This is a genomic window from Flagellimonas flava (genome assembly GCF_900129665.1).
GTDB classification, from domain to species: Bacteria; Bacteroidota; Bacteroidia; order Flavobacteriales; family Flavobacteriaceae; genus Flagellimonas; species Flagellimonas flava.
Window position 1 is genome coordinate 573,213 of the sequence record NZ_FQWL01000001.1, and the last position, 25,257, is coordinate 598,469.

At 43.1% G+C, this 25,257-nt stretch carries 29 protein-coding genes; 22 read left to right on the forward strand and 7 right to left on the reverse strand.

Features of this window, described 5'->3' with window-relative positions; genetic code table 11:
- Window positions 1–151: 151 nt before the first annotated feature.
- Entirely contained in the window at window positions 152–550 is a 399-nt protein-coding gene (locus BUC10_RS02610) for an acyl-CoA thioesterase (RefSeq protein ID WP_073176339.1), read from the forward strand.
- Here the strand turns inward: BUC10_RS02610 and BUC10_RS02615 are convergent.
- Genes BUC10_RS02615 through ribD form a run of 4 tightly spaced genes read right to left on the reverse strand, consistent with a single transcriptional unit; the run spans window position 547 to window position 3,669 of the window.
- On the reverse strand, window positions 547–1,158 hold the full coding sequence (locus tag BUC10_RS02615) for an IMPACT family protein (protein WP_073176340.1): 612 nt from the start codon (window positions 1,156–1,158) through the stop codon (window positions 547–549). The two genes, BUC10_RS02610 and BUC10_RS02615, sit on opposite strands and share 4 nt — an antisense overlap.
- A complete protein-coding gene (locus BUC10_RS02620) occupies window positions 1,158–2,021 on the reverse strand; it encodes an EamA family transporter (protein WP_073176341.1) in 864 nt (287 codons plus the stop codon). The genes BUC10_RS02615 and BUC10_RS02620 overlap by 1 nt, the downstream gene beginning before the upstream one ends.
- Window positions 2,022–2,624, reverse strand: a complete 603-nt coding sequence (locus tag BUC10_RS02625) for an HAD family hydrolase (protein WP_073176342.1) — start codon at window positions 2,622–2,624, stop codon at window positions 2,022–2,024. It lies immediately after the preceding gene.
- On the reverse strand, window positions 2,617–3,669 hold the full coding sequence (ribD, locus tag BUC10_RS02630) for a bifunctional diaminohydroxyphosphoribosylaminopyrimidine deaminase/5-amino-6-(5-phosphoribosylamino)uracil reductase RibD (protein WP_073176343.1): 1,053 nt from the start codon (window positions 3,667–3,669) through the stop codon (window positions 2,617–2,619). Before ribD ends, BUC10_RS02625 begins: the two co-directional genes overlap by 8 nt.
- Window positions 3,670–3,699: 30 nt before the next feature.
- On the opposite strand from ribD, the gene BUC10_RS02635 reads away from it, so the two are divergent.
- Genes BUC10_RS02635 through BUC10_RS02670 form a run of 8 tightly spaced genes read left to right on the forward strand, consistent with a single transcriptional unit; the run spans window position 3,700 to window position 9,346 of the window.
- Entirely contained in the window at window positions 3,700–4,185 is a 486-nt protein-coding gene (locus BUC10_RS02635; protein WP_073176344.1) for a GNAT family N-acetyltransferase, read from the forward strand.
- A 1-nt stretch (window position 4,186) separates the two neighbouring features.
- Window positions 4,187–5,056 (forward strand): peptide chain release factor N(5)-glutamine methyltransferase, encoded by an 870-nt coding sequence (prmC, locus tag BUC10_RS02640; protein ID WP_073176345.1) that lies wholly within the window; start codon window positions 4,187–4,189, stop codon window positions 5,054–5,056.
- A 1-nt stretch (window position 5,057) separates the two neighbouring features.
- A complete protein-coding gene (locus tag BUC10_RS02645) occupies window positions 5,058–5,639 on the forward strand; it encodes an LOG family protein (RefSeq protein ID WP_073176346.1) in 582 nt (193 codons plus the stop codon).
- 2 nt (window positions 5,640–5,641) lie between these two features.
- A complete protein-coding gene (gene ligA / locus BUC10_RS02650) occupies window positions 5,642–7,642 on the forward strand; it encodes an NAD-dependent DNA ligase LigA (RefSeq protein WP_073176347.1) in 2,001 nt (666 codons plus the stop codon).
- On the forward strand, window positions 7,639–8,232 hold the full coding sequence (locus BUC10_RS02655) for a M23 family metallopeptidase (protein ID WP_084732510.1): 594 nt from the start codon (window positions 7,639–7,641) through the stop codon (window positions 8,230–8,232). The genes ligA and BUC10_RS02655 overlap by 4 nt, the downstream gene beginning before the upstream one ends.
- A 37-nt stretch (window positions 8,233–8,269) precedes the next feature.
- Window positions 8,270–8,653 (forward strand): hypothetical protein, encoded by a 384-nt coding sequence (locus BUC10_RS02660; protein ID WP_245812758.1) that lies wholly within the window; start codon window positions 8,270–8,272, stop codon window positions 8,651–8,653.
- Entirely contained in the window at window positions 8,650–9,060 is a 411-nt protein-coding gene (locus tag BUC10_RS02665) for a hypothetical protein (RefSeq protein WP_073176348.1), read from the forward strand. The genes BUC10_RS02660 and BUC10_RS02665 overlap by 4 nt, the downstream gene beginning before the upstream one ends.
- Window positions 9,044–9,346 (forward strand): hypothetical protein, encoded by a 303-nt coding sequence (locus tag BUC10_RS02670; RefSeq protein WP_073176349.1) that lies wholly within the window; start codon window positions 9,044–9,046, stop codon window positions 9,344–9,346. The genes BUC10_RS02665 and BUC10_RS02670 overlap by 17 nt, the downstream gene beginning before the upstream one ends.
- Window positions 9,347–9,362: 16 nt before the next feature.
- On the opposite strand, the gene BUC10_RS02675 is transcribed toward BUC10_RS02670, so the two are convergent.
- From BUC10_RS02675 to BUC10_RS02685, 3 genes are all read right to left on the reverse strand, one after another.
- A complete protein-coding gene (locus BUC10_RS02675; protein WP_073176350.1) occupies window positions 9,363–10,907 on the reverse strand; it encodes a ComEC/Rec2 family competence protein in 1,545 nt (514 codons plus the stop codon).
- Between the two features lie 219 nt (window positions 10,908–11,126).
- Complete coding sequence (locus tag BUC10_RS02680; RefSeq protein WP_073176351.1) at window positions 11,127–12,038, reverse strand: metallophosphatase; 912 nt, start codon at window positions 12,036–12,038, stop codon at window positions 11,127–11,129.
- Window positions 12,039–12,806 carry a 5'-nucleotidase C-terminal domain-containing protein gene (locus tag BUC10_RS02685; RefSeq protein WP_073176352.1) on the reverse strand — a complete coding sequence of 256 codons (768 nt, stop codon included), beginning with the start codon at window positions 12,804–12,806 and terminating at the stop codon, window positions 12,039–12,041.
- Between the two features lie 61 nt (window positions 12,807–12,867).
- Between BUC10_RS02685 and BUC10_RS02690 the strand changes: the two genes are divergently transcribed.
- The 13 genes from BUC10_RS02690 to BUC10_RS02750 all read left to right on the forward strand — a co-directional run bounded on the left by BUC10_RS02690 (window position 12,868) and on the right by BUC10_RS02750 (window position 25,256).
- Window positions 12,868–13,401 (forward strand): DUF6913 domain-containing protein, encoded by a 534-nt coding sequence (locus tag BUC10_RS02690; RefSeq protein WP_073177081.1) that lies wholly within the window; start codon window positions 12,868–12,870, stop codon window positions 13,399–13,401.
- Window positions 13,401–14,291, forward strand: a complete 891-nt coding sequence (dapA, locus tag BUC10_RS02695; RefSeq protein WP_073176353.1) for a 4-hydroxy-tetrahydrodipicolinate synthase — start codon at window positions 13,401–13,403, stop codon at window positions 14,289–14,291. Before BUC10_RS02690 ends, dapA begins: the two co-directional genes overlap by 1 nt.
- Window positions 14,292–14,398: 107 nt before the next feature.
- Window positions 14,399–15,226 (forward strand): outer membrane protein assembly factor BamD, encoded by an 828-nt coding sequence (locus BUC10_RS02700; RefSeq protein WP_073176354.1) that lies wholly within the window; start codon window positions 14,399–14,401, stop codon window positions 15,224–15,226.
- Window positions 15,227–15,245: 19 nt separating this feature from the next.
- Window positions 15,246–15,575: a DNA-directed RNA polymerase subunit omega gene (locus BUC10_RS02705; RefSeq protein ID WP_073176355.1), complete on the forward strand. Its 330-nt coding sequence runs from the start codon at window positions 15,246–15,248 to the stop codon at window positions 15,573–15,575.
- Entirely contained in the window at window positions 15,576–16,781 is a 1,206-nt protein-coding gene (gene coaBC, locus BUC10_RS02710; RefSeq protein WP_073176356.1) for a bifunctional phosphopantothenoylcysteine decarboxylase/phosphopantothenate--cysteine ligase CoaBC, read from the forward strand.
- Window positions 16,774–17,664 (forward strand): type IX secretion system protein PorD, encoded by an 891-nt coding sequence (gene porD / locus BUC10_RS02715; protein ID WP_073176357.1) that lies wholly within the window; start codon window positions 16,774–16,776, stop codon window positions 17,662–17,664. Before coaBC ends, porD begins: the two co-directional genes overlap by 8 nt.
- A 46-nt stretch (window positions 17,665–17,710) precedes the next feature.
- Window positions 17,711–19,363, forward strand: coding sequence for a DNA repair protein RecN (gene recN / locus BUC10_RS02720; RefSeq protein WP_073176358.1), 1,653 nt, complete (start codon window positions 17,711–17,713; stop codon window positions 19,361–19,363).
- Window positions 19,364–19,456: 93 nt separating this feature from the next.
- Window positions 19,457–20,269: an enoyl-ACP reductase FabI gene (locus BUC10_RS02725; protein WP_073176359.1), complete on the forward strand. Its 813-nt coding sequence runs from the start codon at window positions 19,457–19,459 to the stop codon at window positions 20,267–20,269.
- A gap of 54 nt (window positions 20,270–20,323) precedes the next feature.
- Window positions 20,324–21,331: a glycosyltransferase family 2 protein gene (locus BUC10_RS02730; protein WP_073176360.1), complete on the forward strand. Its 1,008-nt coding sequence runs from the start codon at window positions 20,324–20,326 to the stop codon at window positions 21,329–21,331.
- A 3-nt stretch (window positions 21,332–21,334) separates the two neighbouring features.
- The gene (locus tag BUC10_RS02735; protein ID WP_073176361.1) at window positions 21,335–22,291 is read left to right on the forward strand and encodes a CdaR family protein; all 957 of its coding nucleotides are present in this window, start codon (window positions 21,335–21,337) and stop codon (window positions 22,289–22,291) included.
- Entirely contained in the window at window positions 22,288–22,875 is a 588-nt protein-coding gene (gene coaE, locus BUC10_RS02740; RefSeq protein ID WP_073176362.1) for a dephospho-CoA kinase, read from the forward strand. Before BUC10_RS02735 ends, coaE begins: the two co-directional genes overlap by 4 nt.
- 77 nt (window positions 22,876–22,952) lie before the next feature.
- Entirely contained in the window at window positions 22,953–24,536 is a 1,584-nt protein-coding gene (locus tag BUC10_RS02745; protein ID WP_073176363.1) for a sensor histidine kinase, read from the forward strand.
- A gap of 6 nt (window positions 24,537–24,542) precedes the next feature.
- Window positions 24,543–25,256 carry a response regulator transcription factor gene (locus BUC10_RS02750; protein ID WP_073176364.1) on the forward strand — a complete coding sequence of 238 codons (714 nt, stop codon included), beginning with the start codon at window positions 24,543–24,545 and terminating at the stop codon, window positions 25,254–25,256.
- Window position 25,257 lies beyond the last annotated feature (1 nt).

A 25,257-nucleotide genomic window follows, 5' to 3' on the forward strand; every position in this document is an offset into this window, starting at 1 on the left:
CAAAAGGTTTTTGGATGCTCATTGGATGCGACAAATATGTGAACAAAACTTTGAAAAAAAAAATGATTTTGCCATTGAATAATTTGTTTTTTTTTCGCATGTTTCCCTAACGATAACCGAGCCTCTAAATATATAATTTTTCAGTTAAAATATGCGATTAAATTCATTTTCTTTTCGGGTTCGGTATGGTGAGACAGACCAGATGGGCGTGGTATACCATGGTAACTATGCGCAGTATTTGGAAATGGGCAGAATAGAGTGGTTGAGGGCTTTGGGCGTGTCTTATCGAAGCATGGAGGAAAATGGAATCATGCTACCTGTAATTTCCCTACAAATCGATTATAAAAAATCTGCCTTGTTCGATGACCTTCTCACGGTAGAGACCTCCATCAAAAAGCAGCCCATGGTCCGAATAGAATTTGACTATAAAATCTACAATCAAAATCAAGAACTTATAGCCGAGGCAAAAACTGTGTTGGCATTTATGGACAAAGTGAAAAACAAACCCACTCGATGTCCGGACTATATATTGGAGAAATTGGACTTTTAATCCAATCGCCTGACCTGTACGTCCACCATCTCGTTAAAAAACACAAAAGTATTGTCCGCCTCACTTTGCCTTACGGCAATGATCACGGAGCAATTTAATTCCAAATTTTGGGAAACCAGGGATAGGCCACGTTGCTTGATACCTCGCATAACTTTGTCCATTTGAGGATAACCAAAATCCAACTGTAGCTTGGATTGAAGTACCTTCTCCACGATTTCGGAATGCTCCAAGGCCATTTGGGCCGCTGCCTTGTAGGCTTGGATCAATCCCCCCACACCTAGCTTGGTTCCACCGAAAAAACGCACTACGGCCACAAGGACATTGGTGACTCCAAAGGATTGGATTTGACCATAGATAGGCATCCCTGCCGAGTTGTTGGGCTCCCCATCATCATTGGCGCGATAAATAGGACTGGTGACCCCAATTTGCCATGCATAGCAAACATGATTGGCAGTGTGGTATTGCTTCCGAAGTTTTTCCACCAATGACTTCACTTCTGCTTTGGAACTTATTGGAAAAGCATACCCATAAAACTTGCTTTTCCGATCTTTAAAAAGAACTTCCTCGGAAGGAGAGGCAATGGTCTTATAGGTATCCTTTCCTTCCATCAAAACAAAGCGACCAAAATAATACTAAGCACGGCCAAAGCTATGCCGCCCCAATTTTTGAGACTCAAGCGTTCCTTAAAAATCAAGATGCCCAAAAGAGTGCACAACATAACCACGGCCACATTGTTAATGGTAAAAATAGCTGCGCTGCTAAGTCCTTCGTTTTGCAATGCTTTGATCAAAAAATAGATGGAAAAGTAATTGGGTACACCCAGCACAATCCCCGCCAAAACGTCTTTTATGTTCATTTTGAATCTTCCTTGAATGGACTTAAAGCCAATAAAAACAAAACCGGAAAGCGCTGCAAATACAAAGACCATGGCCGAGAAGATGGCGACTTCCTCCTTCGCCAAATGACGCTCCTCAAAGTACTTCATGCTGGTGTCTATAATTCCCGAACCAATAAAAACGAGTATGGGCAGGAGCAGGGACTTCTTGGAAATGGTCAAAGATTTCTCTTTGATGGAGGTAAAATAAACAGCTGCAAGTGCCAGTAAAATTCCTGTTATCTGTAATGCACTCAGTTTCTCTTGGTAAAGGATGACCCCGATCACTACAGGAATGACCAAAGACATTTTGGTGGCCACAGAAGCTACGGCCACCCCGGCAACTTGAGAAGCCTTGGCCATCAGATTAAAAATGAGGATAAAGAACACCCCCATGCCCATGGCCCCCAAGAACCATGAAGAACCGCTAAGTTGTGTAAAATTGACCTCACCTCCATAGAGTAAGATGCCGACCGTAAAGGCTACCACATAATTCACCACTATCGCATAAGGCGTCTGTACTTTATAAACATCAAAAAGTTTAAAAATGATAAAAATCAAAGTGGTGCAGAGAACGCTAAAGAGAAGGTGTAGCATTTACAGAAACGTTTTAAGTTGCGTAATGTCTTCCTTTCCTACCTGCAAGGTCCATACTTTGATTCCCAATTCAGCGGCACTGTCCGTATTTTCCTTGGTGTCGTCCACAAAAAGGGTTTCTTCCGCAACTAGGCTGTTTTGCTGTAGTACATAATCGAAAATCTCGGTATCCGGTTTGCGCATCCCCATTTCATAGGAAAGATAAAACACTTCAAAGGAGTTTTTAAAGCGACCGAACTTCTCATTCCCCATCCGTTCTTTTACAAACTCAATATGAATATCGTTCGTATTACTTAATAGGAACAATCTGTGGGTTCTTTCTTTTGCCAAGGTTTCTATAAAGTCCAATCTTCTGTCTGGAAAGTCCTTAAGGATGGCATTCCATGCTTCAACCAATTGTCGTTCGTTAGCTTTGGGAAAATGATGCCCTACTTCGGTTAGAAAGCTGGGAGAGCTGATCAATCCCTTTTCGTAATTCTTAAAGAGAGTGTCCAGCTCGGGAGTTAGGCCTTGAAAACCAAATTGGGCCATGGTAATTGGGGTGGCGGTTTTGTCCAAGTCGATGAAAATATCGCCAAAATCCAAAATAATGTTTTTAATCATTGTAGTAAAGGGATAAAGTGTCAGCTAGAATAGATTCAGTTTTTGTGGGAGATTCAGAGATTTCTGGTGCCAAAATACCATCCCCAAAAATGATAGTACCTTTGAAAACCCTCGCTTCATCCCAAAGGTTTTCATAGATAAAGGTTTGTAGTGTTTGTGCACCGCCTTCAATAATAACACTGGTAATCTGATGTCGGTAAAGTACGGCGCTAATCTGAGCGGCGAGGGGTTGCCCGAAATCTATAATTTCATATGCAATGCCATCCCTGTATTTTTTTGTTTCAGCAACAGCCGTTAGCACAATGGTCTGCTCGTCACCATCCAGAACATGAAACTCCTGGGGAGTTTTTAAATCCCGGTCCAAAACGACCCGGACGGGACTTTTTCCCTCCCAGTTCCTTACGGTCAGTTTGGGGTTGTCGTCCATAACGGTTTGGGTTCCTACCAAGATACCCTGTTCCTCCGACCGCCATTTGTGAACTAACTGTTTGGAATAGCCATTGGTAATCCAAAAAGGTTGCGGATTTCCCTTTCTTTTTTCAATTGTTGGGGCTATAAATCCATCTTGGGTCTCGGCCCATTTGAGAATTATGTATGGTCTTTTTTGTTCTTGGTAGGTTAAAAAACGTTTATGGTGATCACGGCATTCCTTATCCAGTATGCCAACGGTGACTTCACAACCGGCATCCTTTAACTTTTGAATGCCATTTCCTGCTACTTTATCATGGGGGTCTTGGAGCCCGATAAAGATTTTAGGGATTCCCGAAGCAATAATAAGATCACTACATGGGGGTGTCTTTCCAAAATGGGAGCAAGGCTCCAGGGTAACATATAAACTGGATTTTTTGAGTAGCTGTTCGTCCTTAACAGAACGGATGGCATTGACCTCGGCGTGGGGTCCGCCGTAAGGACTTGTGAAACCTTCCCCAATGATCCTGTCTCCGCATACAACAACACATCCAACCATGGGATTTGGTGTGGCGGACCCAAGGCCTTTTTTGCCCAATTCGATACACCGCCTCATGTATTTTTCGTGTATATTCACCGGACAAAAATAGAATAATAAAATGCAAAAATGGGTGAAGTCATTATTAGGGAAATAACACCCAATGACAATGTGGAAGTTGCACGGGTGGTTCGTAAGGTTTTGCTTGAAATGGGGGTTCCCAAAGAGCGGTCGGCCTATGCCGATGCATCGTTAAACGATATGTATACCGCCTACGATGTTCCCAGAGCGGAATATTTTGTGGCGGAAAAGGAGGGTGAGATTTTAGGATGCGCCGGAATTGCCCAGCTCGAGAATTACGAAGGCAATGTTTGTGAGCTTCAAAAGATGTATGTACTGCCCAAGGCTAGGGGCTTGGGACTTGGAACCAAACTCATTTCCACCTGTTTGGCGAAAGCCAAAGTGTTTGGGTTTGACCAATGTTATTTGGAGACCATGCCTTATATGGAGGCAGCGCAAAAACTGTACAATAAAAACGGGTTCGAGTATTTGGAAGAGCCGATGGGAGATACAGGTCATTATGCTTGCCCCGTTTGGATGATCAAAAAATTGTAGGGTGCTACTGCAGGAAATTAAAGATATCTACGGTGATGAATTGGGTCCAATATTTCCCAAAGAGGAAGTGGACAGCTTTTTCTATTTGGCCATTGAACATTATCTGGACCTACCGCGATTCGTTTTGACCCTTCAGCCCAATCTAAACGTAACCAAAGAAGAAGAACAGCCCCTTTTTGAAACCTTGGCACAGCTGAAAAAAGAAAAACCCATTCAATATATTTTGGGCGAAGCCCATTTTATGGATCTGATCTTGAAAGTGGATGAACGAGTGCTAATACCCCGTCCTGAAACAGAGGAGTTAGTGGAATGGTTATTATCCGATTATCAGGTTGAGCGAAACCAAGACCTAAGAATTTTGGACATCGGCACAGGAAGTGGTTGCATCGCTATTGCCATCGCCAAAAACCTGCCAAATGCCGAGGTCTATGCTCTGGATATTTCAGAAAAGGCTTTGGAGCTCGCTACGGAAAATGCGGCATACAATGAGGTCTCAGTGACCTTTATTGAGCGGGACATTTTGGAGGTTTCGCCAGACTCCGAACTAGAACCTAAACTTGAGTTTGATATCATCGTCTCTAACCCGCCCTATGTGAGGGAATTGGAAAAAGAGCAGATCAAGAACAATATAAAAAAACACGAACCCGGATTGGCCCTGTATGTGCCAGACACCGACGCGCTGTTGTTTTACCGGGCCATAACACGGTTTGCGGAAAAATACTTAAACAAAAATGGGAAATTGTATTTGGAAATCAATCAATATCTGGGAGAGGAGACCCGGTCACTTTTAGAAGCGCATAATTTTTTGGAAATTGAATTGCGAAAAGATATGTTTGGAAATGACCGAATGTTAAAAGGCCAACGCAACTAATATGAAACGTATCGCCGTTTTTTGTGGAAGTAGTACGGGAAAGGAATCTAAGATAATCCAAGCCGCATTTCATTTAGGAGAGACCTTGGCCAAAAAGCAAATTGATTTGGTATATGGAGGGGCCAAAGTGGGCCTCATGGGGCAGGTGGCGGATGGCACGTTGAGCAAAAATGGAAAGGTAATTGGTGTAATACCAGATTTTTTGAAACGTAAAGAAGTTTTTCATCCAACTATTACCGAACTGATCGTGGTGGAAACCATGCACGAGCGGAAATTGAAAATGCACGAGCTTTCCGATGGTTTTATTGCACTTCCGGGAGGATTCGGGACTTTGGAAGAACTCTTTGAAATTATTACTTGGGGGCAGTTGGGTCTGCATCAAAAACCGATAGGTATCCTGAACAGTGAGGGCTTTTTTGATTCCATGCTGGCTTTTTTGGACACTATGGTAACCCAAGGATTCTTAAAACAGGAAAACAGGGACATGCTCTTGGAGGACGATTCGGTGGAAGGCCTGTTCCAACAAATGCAAAATTATCAACCCAGGGCCATTCCCAAATGGATTGAGAAAGAACAGACATAAAAATGAGTATCCAAGAAAAAATAACCGCGCTGAGGGAGGAGCTCCGCCATCACAACCATAATTACTATGTGCTGGATCATCCTACCATTTCGGATTATGAGTTCGACACCAAACTAAAGGAACTTCAAAAATTGGAGGAAGCGCATCCAGAATTTTATGATCCAACATCACCGACACTAAGGGTAGGGGGAGAGGTCACCAAAAATTTTGAGACCATCCAACATGAGCATCGCATGTATTCCCTGGATAATTCGTACTCCAAGGAGGATTTGGAAGATTGGGAAAAACGCATTCAGCGCATATTAGGGGATGTGGATGTGGAATTTACATGTGAGTTGAAATATGACGGGGCATCCATCAGCCTAACCTACGAGGACGGAAAACTGGTGCGCGCAGTCACCCGCGGGGATGGGTTTCAGGGTGATAACGTCACCACAAACATAAAGACCATCAAATCCGTTCCCTTACAATTGAAAGGAGATTATCCTCCGAAATTTGATATCCGGGGTGAAATCATTCTCACCTTGGAAGGCTTTGCCAAAATGAACCAAGAACGTTTGGCGGCTGGTGAAGAGGCTTATATGAATCCTAGAAACACGGCTTCGGGAAGTCTAAAATTGCAGGATAGTGCACTTGTTGCACAACGACCCTTAGAGTGCCTATTGTACAGTATTGTGGGCAAAAATTTGAACATCACCTCGCAATATGAGGTGTTGGAAAAAGCCAGGGCCTGGGGCTTTAAGGTGCCCACAGTGGATAAATTGTGCAAAACCACGGATGAGGTAATGCAGTTTGTGGAGTACTGGGATGAAAAACGACATGACCTGCCCTATGAGACGGATGGTGTGGTTATCAAAGTGAATAGTTTACGGCATCAGGATGAGCTGGGATATACGGCCAAGGCACCTCGTTGGGCCATGGCCTACAAATTTAAGGCGGAGCAGGTATCGACAGTTCTTAATGAAATTACATATCAAGTAGGGCGGACTGGGGCCATTACTCCCGTCGCCAACTTAGAACCGGTCCTATTGGCCGGGACCACCGTAAAACGGGCTTCATTGCACAATGCTGACCAAATTGAAAAACTGGACATAAGAGAAGGGGACACCGTTTTTGTGGAAAAGGGCGGGGAGATTATTCCAAAAATAATTGCGGTGGATTTTACCAAGCGCCCAACGGATTCGTCTCCTACCATCTACATCCAAAATTGTCCGGAATGCGATACCATATTGATTAGAAAAGAAGGCGAAGCCCAACATTTTTGTCCGAACGATACCGGATGTCCGACTCAAATCACCGGCCGGATTCAGCATTTTATTTCTCGCAAGGCCATGGATATTGAAGGTATGGGCAGTGAAACCGTGGAACTTTTATTTAAGGAAGGACTCATCGCCAATTATGCCGATTTATACATATTGACCAAGGAGCAAGTAATGCCTTTGGAGCGAATGGCGGAAAAGTCGGCCGAAAATTTGGTCAATGGGGTGGCAGCTTCCACCAGTATTCCATTTGAGCGGGTCTTATTTGCTTTGGGCATTCGTTATGTTGGGGAAACGGTGGCGAAGAAACTGGCCAAGGCCTATAAAAACATTGATGCCTTGATGCAGGCTTCGGAAGAGGAATTGGTAGCGGTGGACGAAATAGGCGGACGTATCGCCGAAAGTGTGGTACAATTTTTTGGAAATCCAGAGAACGTGGCCATTGTGGACCGCTTGAAATCCTACGGACTGCAATTTTCCCTATCGGAGGAGCAACTCGAAAACCAATCCGAAAAATTAAAGGGGCAAACCTTTGTGGTCTCCGGTGTTTTTGAGAGTTTGGGCAGAACCGAGTTAAAAAAGCTGATTGAGGACAATGGGGGTAAAGTAGCCTCATCTATATCCTCAAAGACAAGCTTTCTGGTTGCCGGGGCCAATATGGGGCCGAGCAAGAAGACCAAGGCCGAGAATCTGGGCGTGCCCATCATCTCCGAGCAGGATTTTCTGGATAAACTGAACGGATGATCACTAATACCACCCGACGCTTTTGGTATTTTCTGTTGACCAGTTTTGCGTTTTTGGTGCGATATCGCTACATCAAAAAATGGTTCTGGCTACCCGTATTGATACTATTGATTGGCTTTTTACTACCACAAGCTATGATCGTTCCAGTGCAAGGGGCCACCAAGTCCAGTTGGGATAAAAAATCGTTTTGGGCCTATCCCTGGGGTAGTTCCATCACACACAAGGGCATCGATATTTTTGCGGATAAAGGCACTCCGGTCATCGCCTCAACCTACGGAATTGTGGTCTACACCCATGACGGGGGGAAGGGCGGGAAATCGGTCATGGTATTGGGCCCTAAATGGCGGTTCCATTATTACGCCCATTTGGATGACATCCAGACCTTTCCCTTCAAACCGGTAAAAAAGGGTTCCATTTTGGGCACCGTGGGTAACACGGGTAATGCCGTGGGCAAACCTGACCATTTACATTACGCCATCACTACACCCTTCCCTTACGTTCATTTAAGGGATGGAGAAGCTGTGCAGGGTTGGAAGAAAATGTTTTACCTCAATCCAGATACCTGGCTTCGCCCCGAAACTGCCAAATGAGTTTCCAAAATGTGGGTTTTTTCCTTAATTTAACCCTGTGGAACGCACCTACGAAATCGTAACTGGGATAATGGCAGCTTTTGCCATCCTCTATGTTTTGCTTGAGGTTTTTTTAAACCTTAATGATATTGAAGAGGACACTTCCAATATCATCTTGTTGCAGGCTTCTCAAAAACGACTCTATTTTATTCCATTTGCATTGGGGGCCATTTTGGGTCATTTGTTCTTGGGAACCACCAACACGGATTTTCAACTATCGGATTCCATATACCCTGTGATTATTCTATTTGGTTTTGCCACACTGTCCATTGCTCTTACCTATTTTTTAAACTTCAAAAAACCAATTTGGTTTCTAAGTCTCTTACTTGTTTTGGGATTGGCCTACGGCCATCTCTTTTGGTCCATGAACTTTCCGCCATGAAAACATTTATAAAACAACATACCAAGGCCATTAAGGTCATAAAAATTATTGTGGCCAGCTTGCTGGGCATCATGGTTATCATTGACATTGTTTTGGTGCGATTGGAAGACCGGGGATTTCCAACCTTCAGTGAGGTTATCAAGGCCAACCGTACTTCTTTGATTTGGCTGAATTTTTTATTGGGGGGCTTGGTGGCCAAGGTGTTCTACAACCGAAAAGTGGAAACCAAACGGCGCGAGATCTCTGGATTTTTCACCTTTTTGGCCATGCTGGTATTGCTTTTTGCCTTTGGGCAATTGTTTACCATAGAAATCGATACACCCTACCATTTGTTGATTATGGTTTGCGGGGGTATCTTGGCCCATAGGGCATGGCCACAATATATTCATCATGGGGATACCCAATAATTATGCACAGTTCAAGGAAACTTTAATGCATTCCAACCCACCGGAAAACTGGAGTGAGGCGTTAAGGGCACTTTGGTATGCTGCCAAGGACAATTGGAATGCCTCGCACAACATTGCACAAGACCTACATACCCGAATGGGCAGTTGGATTCACGCTTACCTACACAGACAAGAAGGGGACGACTGGAATGCGGGCTATTGGTACAGGCAAGCGGGTGAACCTTTTCCTAACAAAAGTTTAGAAGATGAACTACAGCATCTTATCGAAGTCGTTTTGAAATCTTAAACCAACACGGCTTGGATCAATCCCGTAAATGAAGCTCACCATTGTCATCAATTTGGTACTCGTAGTAGAACCATTTTTTCTTGTCCGAGGCCTCTTCAAATTTAAAAGCTGTGATCAAACGTTCACCATCCGTTTTTAGGTAGACCGCCCCGTAAACGTCCACATTGGTACGTCCTAAATGGGCAATTTTGTCCTTGATCTCGTCAACAAAATCATCCGAAGGTTCTTCTGCTTCGGCCAGGGTATCAATATCTTTCTTGAGCGCGTCCACTTTTTTTTGGTCTTCGAACTCACGCGTGGATCGCTGCAGTTCTGTGGAAAGGATCACAGGCGACTCCCCGCGGCCAAATCGGCCCAAGCGACCTAAGAGATCAGGCCTGGGATGCACATGGCCTTCTTGGTCTCCGGAGGAAATCACAAAACAGGCGGGGTTGACCACCTGCATGAATTCGTCGGTCACTTTTTCTGAACCGTGGTGGCACACCTTCATGATTTCTGCTTTGAACCAATTAGCTGCCTCATTAAGCATTAGCTGGTAGTTGTCATTGCTTTTGGCAGGGAATTTATCCAGTCCCGCATAATGCCTCAACAGGTATTTTTCGGCAGGAATATTGAGGTCTCCCCCAAAAAGCACCTTGTATTTACCAAAGTGCAGCCTCAGGATAATGGAATGCCCGTTTTTGGTCTTCCCGTAATTACTGCTGATCCTGCGAAGTCTGGGCTTGTCATTGGCATCGTACTCCATAATGGGTCCCAATACCTCAATGCTGTATTTCCGTTGGCTGGAAGGTTGGAATCCCGGCATATAGGCCCTTCCGTCCTTGTGTACACTTTGATTGGGGTCCGTGGAGAGCATTTTAAAATTTTGAATCTTGGGGTTGTTCAACGCGTTGAACATGACGGGAGGAAACTCTTTTCTTCCAAAATTGCTGTTGTCGCTAAAGTGTTGTTCAATCACCGTTTTGTCCAAGGCCAGGTTCTCCATATAAAACACCCCATTGTCTTCAACAACACCGCCCACCTTGTCAAAAGTCCCGCTTACAGGACGCTCCACAAGGCCATTTTGATAGAGGTTCTTAAAACCGATATCATGATCGGCAAAAATTTCCTCAAAGCCCCGATAATGGTCTGAGTCTGGGTGGGTGATGATGGCAGCTTCAAAATCAAAACCTCGGTAGGCTTTAAACCGTCCGTTTAAGAATCGAGCCATATTGTTCCCCTCACCGGCATCAATGACCATGATTTTTTCTTTGGCGCCGTCTTCTGGAGTGATCAGCACAGCTCCATCGCCCTGACCAACATCTAAAAAAATGATTTCCAAGGGACGTTTGTCCGAGGTCAATTCAGTTTTGATATAATAGATTTCCCTTTTGGTCTTGGGCGCCCAGATAATGGCGGTCCAGCCAGGCCCAATTTGACTGAAATCGTGGTTCTCGTCCACTTTAAGCCAGTCTCCCCAGAGCACTTGTTTGGCTTTTTTGAATTCTTGATTGTCGGTATCAAAAGTGAAAAGGTACACCGCGTCGCCATCTGGCGGCAGGGCTACATATTTATGGGCCATGGGATTTGTTTTAAAAAATCAACGTGTTGCTGGGGGAAGGCCACTACAATATAAGTAAATTCTGACTAAAAAATATATCCCAGGCTTCACCAAGTTGAAATCCTTCCCTTCTCAAGAAGGGAGTTGATGCATTTCCCTCTAGAGAGGGGTTAGGGGTTTGTCGTTCTCGATGCTTCCCGAATTTCATTCGGGACACTCGAGCTGATAAAAAAACTAATATTATACCGAAATGCTCACCCCATTACCAGAGGCATTTTTGTCACTATCAAAATAGAAATCAATACGGCCCAGATTTAGGCCAAAAGCACCGACTTGGTTTACCAAGACCGAGTTGCCATTAAGGTTGGTGTGTACATCCGGTCTGTCCAAAAAGGTGTGCGTGTGGCCGCCAATAACAAGGTTGGTATGGTAGGTGCGTTGTGCCAATTGGGTGTCGGAAGGTCGCTGGGTATCTTCATAATCGTACCCTAAATGGGAAAGACAAACAATGAGATCGCATTGTTCCTCTTCCTTGAGCCTTCGTTCTTGATCTAATGCAATTTCATAAGGGTTATGGTATACGGTTTCCTTATACAATCGCTTGGTGACCAATCCGTCCAGCGCTATTCCGAGGCCATAGACCCCAATTTTTATACCATCCAGAACATAGGTTTTATAGGGCTTTACAAAACCGTCCAAAACCGTGTTGGAGAAATCGTAATTGGCGGAGAGCAAATCAAAGGTACCGTTGGGAACTTGTGCCAGGAGCCCATCCACACCATTGTCAAAATCGTGGTTGCCAATGGTGGCAGCATCGTAATTGAGCTTACTCATCAGTTTAAACTCCAACTCGCCTCCATAAAAATTAAAATAGGGCGTGCCCTGAAAAATATCACCAGCGTCAAAGAGCAGGGTATTGGTGTTTTCATTTCGGATTTGATCTACTAGCGCGGCCCTCCGTGCCACACCGCCCAAATTGGCATATAAAGAATGTGTGCTTGGGAAGGGATCAATATGACTATGGACATCATTGGTGTGCAAAATGGTAATATGCTTTCTTCCCAAAGCGGAACAGGACCCCATTCCCAATCCGCCAAGACCCACTAGGGTAGAGGCTGCCGCAGTCTGCTGTAAAAACCTTCTTCGTTGCATTTAGTTCAATTGTATAAATCGATTATCCACCTTGGCTTCCAAAGTGTCCACTTTCTTAAAATAGTCTATAATGGCATTCCTCACCAAATAACCGGTATCATGAACGGAAACCATCTTGTCAAAAAAGCCTATGCTGGGTCCACCTTGAATCAGATAATCTGATGTGGCCACATAATAATTTCGGTTTTCGTCAAAAGGACTACCGTTAATATTGACGGACAGCAGATCACCATGTTTGTCCAATACAATCTGCATCCCCGCTATTGGGTGTACACGGGAGGCGTTCACCAAAAAACTTATCAGTTTTCGCATGGCCATACCATCCAGTTCTACCACACTAATGTAATTTTCAAAGGGCATTACCTCAAAACCGTTTCGAGCGGAAACATTTCCGGCTGAAATAATAGATCGGATTCCCCCACGATTGAGAACTACAAAGTCCATATCCATTCCCGTCTGTTTTTTGAACAAGGGTCGGGTTTCTTCCAGAATAATATCCGCCATTAGGTTGCCCATGGAGGTATTGCGTTTCCCATCGTCCAATAACAAGTCCTTTGGAGCATAGGCCAAGGAGCTGTCCAATACCTCATTAATCCTATTTTTAAAAGGGGCAACAAAAGCTGAAATGGAATCAACAGGGGTTAAGGTTGAATCTATGGAAATCTGATTCGCACCAATTTCAGAAAGTTCTGAGCTACCTTGCCTACAGGAGCATATCGCACAAAAAGTTAAAAATATAACAATTTGTTTAATTTTTAAATTACTCACCTATGTATCTTTGTTTAGGAGTCTGGGTATAATATATACCTTTGTAAAAATGCATAAAATTATGTTTTTGAAAGGACTCCAGGATAAATTTAAAGTTAAATCGGGTCTTAAGTTTTTGCAAGAGGAAATGCAAAAGCCCGCCGAAACGGTCCAACGGGAAAAAGGAATTACCAGTATTGGCTGTATTGTAGATGCGGATAATTTCAAGAATCCAGAGGTGTTTTACGAGTTGATCGATGATTTTTCATTACGTCCCAATGCCATAAAAATTATTGGCTACAAAAGGGAGTATGATAAAAACTCACCCTACGCCATTCAGATTTTCTCGGATAAGGACTTGGGCTGGAAAGGGGAGATTGAAAATGGATACGTACTGGAGTTTTTGGGCCGGGAATATGACATGTTGATCAATTATTACCAAGAGGACAATTTGATGATGAAATTGCTTTCGGTAAAAAGTTCGGCCCGACTTAAGGTCGGTTTCCCCCCCTTAGATCCTAAGATCAATGATTTAATCTTAAATACGTCCCTAGCAGATTTTAAACTGTTTAAAAGCGAATTGAAAAAGTATTTAAAGGTTTTAAACGAATTGTGATGGAACAATTGATGGGTACGGGAGTTGCATTGGTAACTCCGTTTAAGGAAGATTTTTCAGTGGATACCGCTGGATTGGAACGTGTGGTGGAGCACTGCATCCAAGGAGGTATCGACTATTTGGTGGCTTTGGGCACCACGGCAGAATCCGCAACACTTTCCAAATCTGAGAAACAATTGGTGGTGGACGTCATTGTGCGCACCAACGCTGGCCGGTTACCCCTGGTTTTAGGAGTGGGAGGGAACAATACCGCGGCTGTTATTGAAGAACTCCAAACCTTGGACCTATCTGAATTTGTAGCCATTCTTTCGGTTTCTCCATATTACAATAGACCCACTCAGGAAGGTATCTATCAACACTTCAAAGCTCTTGGGAAAGCGTCACCGCTTCCGATAATCCTATACAACGTCCCTGCCCGGACGGGAAGCAATATGCTTCCTGAGACCACGGTACGTTTGGCACACGATGTTCCTAAAATAATCGCTATTAAGGAAGCCTGTGGGGATATGGTACAGATTGATAAAATCATCAAGGAAAAGCCATCAGATTTTTTGGTGATTTCCGGGGAGGATTTTACTGCTCTGCCAACGGTTTTGGCGGGTGGTGCAGGCGTCATTTCGGTTTTGGGGCAAGGATTGCCAAATGCTTTTTCCAATATGATTCGGTTGGGCTCTGCAGGTAATGCGGATGCTGCTTATGAACTGCATCATGCCATGTCACCTGCCATACAACTCATTTTTGAAGAAGGAAATCCTGCGGGAATCAAAAGTGTGTTTGAATCACTGGGGCTTTGTTCCGCTGTGGTCAGATTGCCCTTGGTTGAGGCTTCGCTGGGGCTGAAAAACCGAATTTCCAATTTTTTGAAATCGTTTGAAAAGGTCCACGCCTAGCCAACGTTAAATCTTAGCCAAAACCTTGGCAAAAGGGCCGGCGCCCTGTTACTTTTGGGAGTGGATTTTCATTTTTTAAATCCGTTGATTATCACTAATTTTGCAAAATGTTTTTGAAAATGAGGTCGATTCTTCCGCTATTCGTTGTCCTAGTTTTAGTAGCATCCTGCAGTGAGTACCAAAAAGTACTTAAAAATGAGGATGTTAAAGCCAAGTACGATATGGCCCAAAAGTTCTATGACGAAGGGGATTATAAACGTGCAAAGCGCTTGTTCGAGCAAATTGCCCCAAAATATGTGGGTCGTCCCCAAGGAGAGCGGGTTATGTTCTTTTTCGCCGATTCCTACTTCAAAACCAAGGATTACTACCTATCTGGATATCAATTTGAACGATTTATAAAATCCTATCCACGTAGCGATAAGATTCAAGAAGCTTCCTTTTTGGGCGCAAAGAGCTATTACGAGCTTTCACCTTCATACTCATTGGACCAAACGGATACGAATAAGGCACTGGCCAAATTACAGACCTTTATCAATACCTATCCCGAGTCCGAGTTTTTTGAGGAGGCCAACGCCATGGCAAAGGAGCTAACTTCGAAAAAAGAAAAGAAACAAATAGAGATTGCGAAACAATTCAATAAGTTGGGAAAATTCAATTACCCAATTTTGGTATCAGCCCTTACGGCGCTTGATAATTTTGTTTCGGATAACCCTGGTTCCATTTATAGGGAAGAAGCTTTGTACTATCGTATTGAAGCGGCCACTAGTTTGGCCTTGAACAGTACGGAGAATAGAAAGAAAGAAAGGTTGGAGGACGCTATGGCGTCGTATAACAACCTTTTGCGTTATTTCCCCGATTCTCAATTCAAAAAGAAAGCGGACGACTTGTCCGAGAAAATACAAAAAGAGCTGGCAGCCTATTCCACCAGCAAATAATAGTCTAAACAATCAGCAAATGCAAGATTTGAAAAACACCAAGGCCCCTGTTTCCACTGTTACCCATAACAGGAATGAGTTTGATGTTAAAACGGACAACATCTACGAGGCCATTTCCATAGCATCCAAACGTGCTATCCAAATCAACTCCGAAATCAAAAAGGAATTGTTGGAGAAATTGGAAGAATTTGCCACATACAGCGATAGCTTGGAAGAGGTATTCGAAAACAAGGAGCAGATTGAAGTGTCCAAGTTTTATGAAAAGCTTCCTAAGCCACATGCTTTGGCGGTAATGGAGTGGTTAGAAGATAAAATCTACTACAGAAACACAGAGAAAGACGCCGAATAGATGCTGGGCGGTAAGAAAATCCTTTTGGGCATTACCGGGGGAATTGCCGCTTACAAGACCACATTTTTGGTTCGGCTATTGATAAAAGCTGGTGCTGAGGTCAAAGTTGTAATGACCCAAAGTGCCAGCTCTTTTGTTTCCCCACTTACGCTTTCCACCCTTTCCAAAAATCCGGTTTTGATGGATTTTATTGATGAAACGGATGGAAGTATCTCATGGAACAACCATGTGGAACTTGGTTTGTGGGCAGATTATATGGTTATTGCCCCGGCAACAGCCAATACACTTTCCAAAATGGCCCATGGTACCTGTGACAATCTTTTGTTGGCTACCTACCTATCAGCCAAATGTCCAGTCTATTTTGCGCCTGCCATGGATTTGGATATGTACAAACATCCTTCCACTTTGGAGTCCCTTGAAAAATTACAGTCCTTTGGCAATGTTATGATTCCCGCGGAATCTGGAGAGCTTGCAAGCGGTCTCCATGGCGAGGGACGCATGGCAGAGCCGGAAAATATCTTGGATTTTATAACAAGCAATCTGTCCAAGGAGTTACCGTTAAATGGGAAAAAAGTCCTAATTACCGCCGGCCCAACACATGAGGCCATTGATCCCGTACGATTTCTTGGAAATCGTTCGTCGGGCACCATGGGTTTTGAGCTAGCAAAAAAGGCGGCAGACTTGGGAGCAAATGTGATATTGGTTTCCGGACCCACCAGTTTGGATATTTCGCACGGTTCCGTCCAATTGGTCCGAATTACTTCCGCCCAAGAAATGTACGACGTCTGTCAGGAGCACTACCCGGACACCGATGTAGCCATATTGGCGGCAGCGGTAGCAGATTATCGACCCAAGCACGTGGCGAAGGAAAAAATAAAAAAGAAGGAAGGTGATCTTCAAATTGAGTTGGAGCGAAACCCGGATATCCTGTATTCCTTGGGCAAGGAAAAAAAGAACCAATTTCTGGTAGGCTTTGCCTTGGAGACCGAAAACGAGCTTGAAAATGCCAAGGGTAAGCTACAGCGCAAGAACTTGGATGCCATTGTGCTGAACTCCTTGAAGGATGAAGGAGCGGGTTTTGGGGGAAACACCAACAAAATCACCTTTATTGATAAGAATTCGGGTATAAAAACGTTTGCATTGAAGACAAAGGCCGAAGTAGCTTCGGATATTTGGGAAGAAATTACCTCTAGGATTCATGCGTAACATTTTAATCTTAGCTTTTCTATTTTTAACTGCGCAATTTTCGCTTGCTCAGGAACTCAACTGTACCGTAACCGTCAACTCGGATCAGGTTGGCCAGACCAATCAGCAGATTTTTAGGACTTTGGAACGTTCACTTAATGATTTTGTGAACAAAAGCAAATGGACCAACCGGGTGTATCGGGAAAACGAAAGGGTCAATGCAAGAATGTTTATCACCGTTACCCAATACGAATCGGATCGGTTTGAGGCCAACATTCAAATACAGTCATCGCGCCCTGTTTTCAATACGTCTTATGAAAGTCCCATCTTCAATTATAAGGATGACGCATTTAATTTCCTATATCAGGAATTTCAACCCTTGGTGTATAACGAAAATGTTTTTGATTCCAACCTAGTGGGTGTTATCTCGTATTATGTGTATGTGATTTTGGGCTTGGATGCGGATACCTTTTCCCTGGAAGGAGGGGATGAAATGTTCCGCAAGGCACAAAATATTGTGACCCAGGCACAGGGCTCCAGCTTTTCTGGGTGGAACCAAGAGACAGGTCAACGTACGCGTTTTGAACTGGTGGACAATCTTCTAAGCAACTCGTTCCGTGAATACAGGATTGCCATGTACAACTACCATAGAAAAGGATTGGATATTTTGGGTGATAATAACAGTACCGGTAAGCAAGTGATTTCAGGTAGCATGCGACTGTTCGAGACCTTGATCAAGCGTCGCCCGAATGCCTTCCTTATCCAAACCTTCTTTGATGCCAAGTCCGAAGAAATCCAGAATATTTTTTCAGATGGCCCCAAGGTGGACATTGTGAAGTTGAAGGAAACCCTCAATCGGGTGGCACCTTTTTACTCCGCTACCTGGAACGAAATAAATTACTAGCCCATTTCTTCAAAGAGCTATATCTTTACGGAGAAAATCTTCCAAATTGTTAACAAATCTTTCCATTCAGAACTACGCACTGATAGATGATGTGAACGTTCCGTTTGCAGACGGTTTTACCACGATTACGGGTGAGACCGGAGCTGGAAAATCCATTCTTTTAGGTGGGTTATCCTTGGTGCTTGGCAACCGTGCGGATTTGAACGCTTTAAGGGATAAGGAACGCAAATGTATCATTGAAGCGGAGTTCGATATTTCGAAATACAATCTTGGCGCTTTTTTTTCGGAAAACGATTTGGATTACGAAGATCAAACCATTCTAAGGCGCGAAATTCTTCCCAGCAATAAATCGAGAGCTTTTGTAAACGATTCTCCCGTAACGCTGGATATTTTAAAAATCCTTGGGGAAAGATTGGTAGATGTCCATTCCCAACATCAAACCCTACGTCTTACAGAAAATGATTTTCAGCTTAAGGTTGTGGATGCACTTGCTGGAAACCACGAAAGCCTTAAAATATTCCAAAAACATTTGAGCGAATACCGTAAGGTGTCGTCTGAACTTGAGGATTTAAGAAATTTTGAAACCAATGCCTCAAAAGAGCATGATTACAACAGTTTTTTACTGAAAGAATTACAGACAGCTTCATTAAAGGATGGGATGCAAGAGGAATTGGAAGCTGAGTTTGAGCAGCTGAACAATGTGGAGCAGATTATGGAGCAGTTGTCCTTTGGGCATCAACTGCTTAATGATGAGCAACTGGGCATTTTGGCAAAGCTGTCCGATTTGAAACGCGCTTTCCAACAACTATCAGATTTTGGACCGTCCTACGCCAGTCTAAATGAACGTGTCCAATCGATATTTATAGAAACCGACGATATTGGTTCAGAACTAATGAGTTTAAAGGATGGGGTAGAGGCAGACCCTTCCCGCCTTGAGACCGTTAATTCCCAATTGCAGCAGTTGCATGATCTTCAAAAAAAACATCAAGCAGGTTCGGTGGCGGAACTTTTGGAAATCATGAATGATTTAGCCCAAAAGGTGGATGCAGTTGAAAACATGGATGCCAAGCTAAAAGAAAAAGAGGAAGAGCTCCATCATATCCAAGAGAAAACCGAGGCTTCTGCCTCCAAAATTAGGAAGGCCAGAAATTCTGTAATTCCAAAATTAAAGCGTTTACTGCAGGAAAACTTACTTACTTTGGGAATGCCATCGGCTACTTTTAAGATTGAAGTAAATCCATCTAACTCGTTTAAAATGAGCGGAAAAGACGATTTAACCTTCTTGTTTTCGGCCAACAAGGGTATGGACTATGGCCCTCTGAAAAAAGTAGCTTCAGGCGGCGAACTCTCAAGAATTATGTTGATCATCAAGTCGGTTCTGGCCAATTACGAACAACTTCCAACCATGATGTTCGATGAAATCGATACCGGAGTTTCAGGGGATATTTCCAACCGAATGGGTGAAATCATGCAGCAAATGAGTCAGACGATGCAGGTATTTTCCATTACACATTTACCACAGGTGGCTTCCAAGGGGCAACAGCAGTTTAAGGTATTCAAAGAAGAAAAAGGTGGACGGACCCATACTCAAATGAAGAAATTGAATCTGGATGAACGGGTAAATGAACTAGCGGAAATGCTTGGTGGAAAGGCATTGTCGGAGTCTGCATTGGCACACGCAAAGCAGTTGTTGCAATAAGCTCTTGCCTTTGTATTTTACTTGGTTCGAACACCAACCAAAAATCAATTAGAATAAATATCTTTGCGGCAAAACCAACAATAGATAAGTAATATGGCGTACAATCTTTTAAAAGGTAAAAGGGGAATCATTTTTGGGGCGTTGGATGAGCATTCCATTGCTTGGAAAACTGCGGAGCGCGTTCATGAAGAGGGCGGCACCTTTGTGTTGACCAATGCTCCTATCGCAATGCGAATGGGACAAATTAAGGAACTGGCCGCAAAAACCAATTCGGAAATTATTCCTGCAGATGCCACCAATGAGGAGGATTTGCAAAATTTGGTGACCCAAGCCATGGAGATTTTGGGAGGAAAACTTGACTTTGTACTTCATTCCATAGGAATGTCTGTCAATGTTCGAAAAGGTCGTGCCTACACCGATGAGAAATATGATTTCACTGCCAAAGGTTGGGATGTTTCGGCACTTTCGTTCCACAAGGTGATGCAGACCCTATTTAAAGCGGATGCTATGAACGAATGGGGAAGCATTGTGGCCTTGACCTATATGGCAGCGCAGAGGACCTTTCCCGATTACAACGATATGGCGGACAATAAGGCCTATTTGGAGTCCGTAGCGAGAAGTTTCGGGTACTTCTTTGGTAAGGAGAAAAAGGTACGTGTAAACACCATTTCGCAATCACCTACACCCACCACGGCGGGACAAGGGGTCAAAGGTTTCGACGGATTTATCAGCTATGCTGAGAAGATGTCTCCATTGGGCAACGCATCTGCCGCGGACTGTGCTGATTATACCGTCAGTCTATTCTCCGACCTCACCAAGAAGGTTACCATGCAGAATTTGTTCCACGATGGTGGATTCTCAAATACGGGCGTTAGCCAGGAGGTAATTGATGAATTTACTGAATAACATAATAACTCAATCGCAAAAGCCACCTATTTTGGGTGGTTTTTGTGTTTCTATATGGATGTAAATCTTTCCATAATCGTGCCGGTCTATAACCGACCAGATGAAATCAAGGAACTTTTGGAAAGCTTGACCAAACAAGATTTTAAAAGTGACTATGAAGTGGTTGTTGTGGAGGATGGTTCAACCTTGAGTGCGCAAGAGGAAGTTGATGCGTTTCATGGTGAATTGAACATTTCCTATTATTTCAAACTAAATTCAGGTCCGGGAGATTCCAGGAACTTTGGTATGAAAAAGGCAAGGGGCAACTATTACATCATCTTGGACTCGGATTGTATATTACCGCCGCAATACTTGTCTGAAGTGCAAAAGGAATTAAATCGGGAATTTGTGCACTGCTTTGGTGGTCCTGATGCCGCAGACCAATCATTTACGACTGCACAAAAGGCCATTAACTATGTGATGACCTCTTTTTTTACCACAGGAGGTATCCGAGGAGGCAAGACTGCAGTGGGAAGGTTTCAGCCCCGGAGTTTCAATATGGGGATTTCAAAGGAGGCTTTTGAACAAGTTGGCGGATTTGGACGTATTCATCCCGGAGAAGACCCTGACCTAACTTTTCGAATCTGGAAAGGAGGCTTTGCTTCCAGACTATTTCCAAAAGCGTACGTATACCATAAACGCAGAATAGATTGGAACAAGTTTTACATCCAAGTAAACAAATTTGGAATGGTCCGACCAATCCTGAACAAGTGGCACCCTGGGACTGCTAAGCTGACCTATTGGTTTCCAACTATTTTCATGGCGGGACTTCTTGTTTCTGTTTTTTTGATGGCTCTCGGATATTTTATACCAATAACACTGTATGGCGTTTATTTTTTAGTGTTGTTTGCGGATGGCTTTCTTAAGAACAGGAGTCTGGTGGTGGCATTTTTGGGCATTTTCGCTTCCTTGATACAGTTCACAGGTTACGGAATAGGTTTTCTTAGGTCTACAATCTTACTTAACTTTAGTAGCAGGGAACCAGAGGTATTGTTTCCCAAACTGTTCTTTAAAAAACAATAGCAGGTGTTGAAAAAAGTATTGCTCGGGCTTAACAAGAGAAAAGCGAAGGTGTTTTTGCTTTTCTTGGTGAGCTCTTTTCTCGCTTGGTTTTTGAGCAATCTGTCGGAGTCCTACGAGTCCAGAGCCAATTTCATCCTTAACTACAGGAATTTACCGGATACGCTATTGCTTAGTAATGATGCGGTTACCAATCTGGAGGCAAAGCTAAAAACCAGTGGATTCCAGTTTTTGTATTATAACTTCAACAGTAAGCGGGTAAATATCGATTTGTCTCAGGTAGAAAAAAGGAACGGGACTTTTGTTTTATCCGAAGCGGCTTTGAAAAAACAACTGGAGGCGCAGCTTTCCCAAAACATTTCCCTTTTGGATTTGGACAGGAAACTACTGGTGGTTGACCTATATCAGGTTACTTCAAAAGAGGTGCCAGTAAAGGCGGAACTTGATATCACATTTGAACAAAACTATATTCTAGATGGGGGAGCGGTACTCAATCCTTCCACAGTTTTGGTGAAGGGCCCAAAAGAGGAAATCGATACACTTCACCAGATACTAACGACCCGAATTGAACTGGCCAATGTGTCCACGGATTTCTCACAGGAAGTATTGTTGGTCTTCCCCAAGGGATTGGTAAATAGTATTTTCTCCACGAACCGGGTGGAGGTTTCAGGAAAGGTGGTGAAATTCTCCGAACGTATCTTTGAAGTGCCAATAAAAGTCATTAATTCCCCGGAAGGATTTCAAGTAAAGACCTTTCCCAACGAAATATCTGTGCTCTGCAAGGCCACCATTGATCGACTTAAGAATATTGTACAAGATGATTTTGAAGTTGTGGTGGATTACAAACAGGTAGGTAACTCTAATGGGAATGTGCTATTTGCAGAGCTTGCGCAAGGTCCGGAGAATATCTATGACCTAAGACTATTGGACAACAAGGTTAATTTTGTATTGGAACAGGAATGAAGGTTGTCGGTCTAACGGGAGGTATAGGTAGTGGTAAAAGTACAGTGGCCCAAATGTTTCGGGATTTGGGTGTGCCCGTATACGATTCAGATTTAGAGGCCAAGCAATTGATGGTCTCATCCCAACGACTAAAATCGGACATCATAGAGCTTCTTGGAACCAACGCCTATGTTGAAGGAGAGTTAAATCGGTCTTATATAGCAACGAAAGTTTTTACGAACATAGATTTGTTGCAGCAGTTGAACGGACTGGTACATCCAGCAGTTAAATCCCATTTTAAGGACTGGACATTGGCCCAAAAAAGTCCTTACATTATTCAAGAGACAGCACTGATCTATGAAAATGAATCGCAGGACCAGTATGATAAGGTCATTGTAGTGACGGCGCCAAAAGATATTAGGTTAAAGCGGGTCATGGACCGGGATGGCTCCAATGAAAAGGAAGTCTTAGATCGAATGCGGAACCAAATGGATGAAGAAAGGAAGGTGGAATTGGCCGATTTCATCATTTTAAATTTGGATTTGGGAAGCACAAGAAAGCAAGTTGCCGAACTTCACGAATTACTGGCACTCCAAACGGATTAGGCCCAAATTTTAACATTTTTGTTAAGGTTAGGTTAAACGATAAAAGGCCTAAATGTTAAATTTTTAATTTTACCCCAATGAACAAGAAGCTATTCGTTCTTCTCGTCATTCTTATGAGTTTGTCCCTGTTGGGGATAATCTTCGTTCAAGTTTATTGGATAAGAACATCGATAGACGATAAAGAGGAGCAATTTTCAAGGACGGTCACGGACATTTTGGACAAGGTGGCCAGCAGGGTGGAGAAAAGGGAAATGAAAGATTACTCAGATCGTTTGGCTTCACTAGTGGATAGCATTGGACAACCTAAAACCACGCAGTTCAGAAATTTTTTATTTGTTGATAGAGATCTTAATTCGGATGAAATACTGTTCTATTCACACGGTATTCTGGAAGAGGACTACAATATAACATCAACGTTCTTTGATAATTTAAACGGAGAAGACGATACCACTACGTTTAAAAATTTCACAAGCAAGCGCACCAAGGCCGTATTCAAGGAAGAATACGGACTGGATGGGAAAAGTTATAGCCTAACACCCATTCAACGTGCAGAGAAGATTGGAGGCCTTTCAAGTATTGATAAGGCAGCTTGGGAAGACGTGTTTATGGAATATGCCAAAAGTAGGCCTATTCATAAAAGAGTATCCAAAAAGGAATTGGAATTATTGTTGAGCCAGGAATTGGGCAATAGGAATATTGACATTGATTATGAGTACGGACTTTACAGCGATGGATATCCTACAAAAGTGCGCTCTAAAAAATTCAAGTTTTCCGAGTCCAAAATGTACAAGGCACCAATTTTTGAGGACGGGGAAGGAAATTCCAGCTTTTCATTGCTTTTGACCTTTCCATCCATGAACAAGTTCCTTTTTCAGTCCATCATGGGAATGGCGCTGTTGTCTTTGATTTTCACCTTGGTCATTATGATTGCCTATTCCAGTGCAATCTATCAATTGATAAAACAAAAACAGATATCCGAAATCAAATCGGATTTTATCAATAATATGACACACGAGTTCAAGACGCCCATCGCCACCATCAATTTAGCAGTGGAAGCGATACGAAATCCGAAGTCTATAGAGGACAAGGATAAGGTACTTCGATACTTGGGCATGATTAAGGACGAGAACAAGCGGATGCATGCGCAGGTGGAGAACGTTCTTCGAATCTCTAAACTAGAGAAAAACCAGTTGGATATCCGAAAAGATCGTGCGGATGTTCATGAAATCATTGAGGATGCGGTTACTCATATTGAACTGATCGTGTCAGATAGAGGAGGATATGTAAACACGCATTTGGATGCGGAACGGTCTGAGATTCTGGCCAATGATACCCATTTTACAAATGTTATCGTAAACATTTTGGATAATGCGGTAAAATATTCACCAGAATCCCCCAAAATTGATGTTTATACAGAACTGGTTAAGAACAACATCATTATAAAAATAAAAGATCAGGGTGCTGGAATGAGCAAGGTGGTCTTAAAAAAGGTTTTTGAAAAATTTTACCGGGAACATACCGGAGATATACACAATGTGAAAGGCCATGGACTAGGATTGGCCTACGTAAAACGAATAATTGAAGATCATCAGGGAGAGGTTTATGCGGAAAGTGAAAAAGGAAAAGGAAGTACTTTCTTTATAAAACTACCTTTAATTTAGAAAACTATGGAGACAGAGAAAAAGAAAATACTTTTGGTAGAGGACGACCCCAATTTTGGGATTGTGCTCAAGGATTACTTGTCCATGAACGACTTTGATGTGGTCTTGGCCAAGAATGGAATGGAGGGCTTTGAAAAGTTCAAAAAAGATAATTATGACGTATGTATTTTGGATGTTATGATGCCCTATAAGGATGGATTCACCCTTGCTCGCGAAATTCGTGAGAAGAATGAGAACGTCCCCATTATTTTCCTTACCGCCAAAACTATGAAGGAGGATGTTTTAAAAGGATATAAAGCGGGAGCTGATGATTATTTGAACAAACCTTTCGATTCTGAGGTGCTGTTGATGAAGCTTAAGGCTATTTTGCAGCGCAAAGCTTCAAGTACCTTGGCAGATAGTAAACAATTTGAATTTCAAATTGGAAACTTTCATCTGAACTCCAAACTCAGGTTTTTAACCTATATGGAGGAAGAACCCATTAAGTTGTCTCCTAAGGAAAACGAATTGCTACGTTTGTTGGCCCTGCATGAAAACGACCTAATGCCCAGAGAATTGGCTTTGACCAAGATTTGGAGGGATGATAACTACTTCACGTCAAGAAGTATGGACGTTTATATCGCCAAACTTAGGAAGTACCTTAAACGAGATGATGTAGTGGAGATACTCAACATTCACGGCGAAGGATTTAGATTGGTGGTAAAGGCTGAAAATCAGTAAA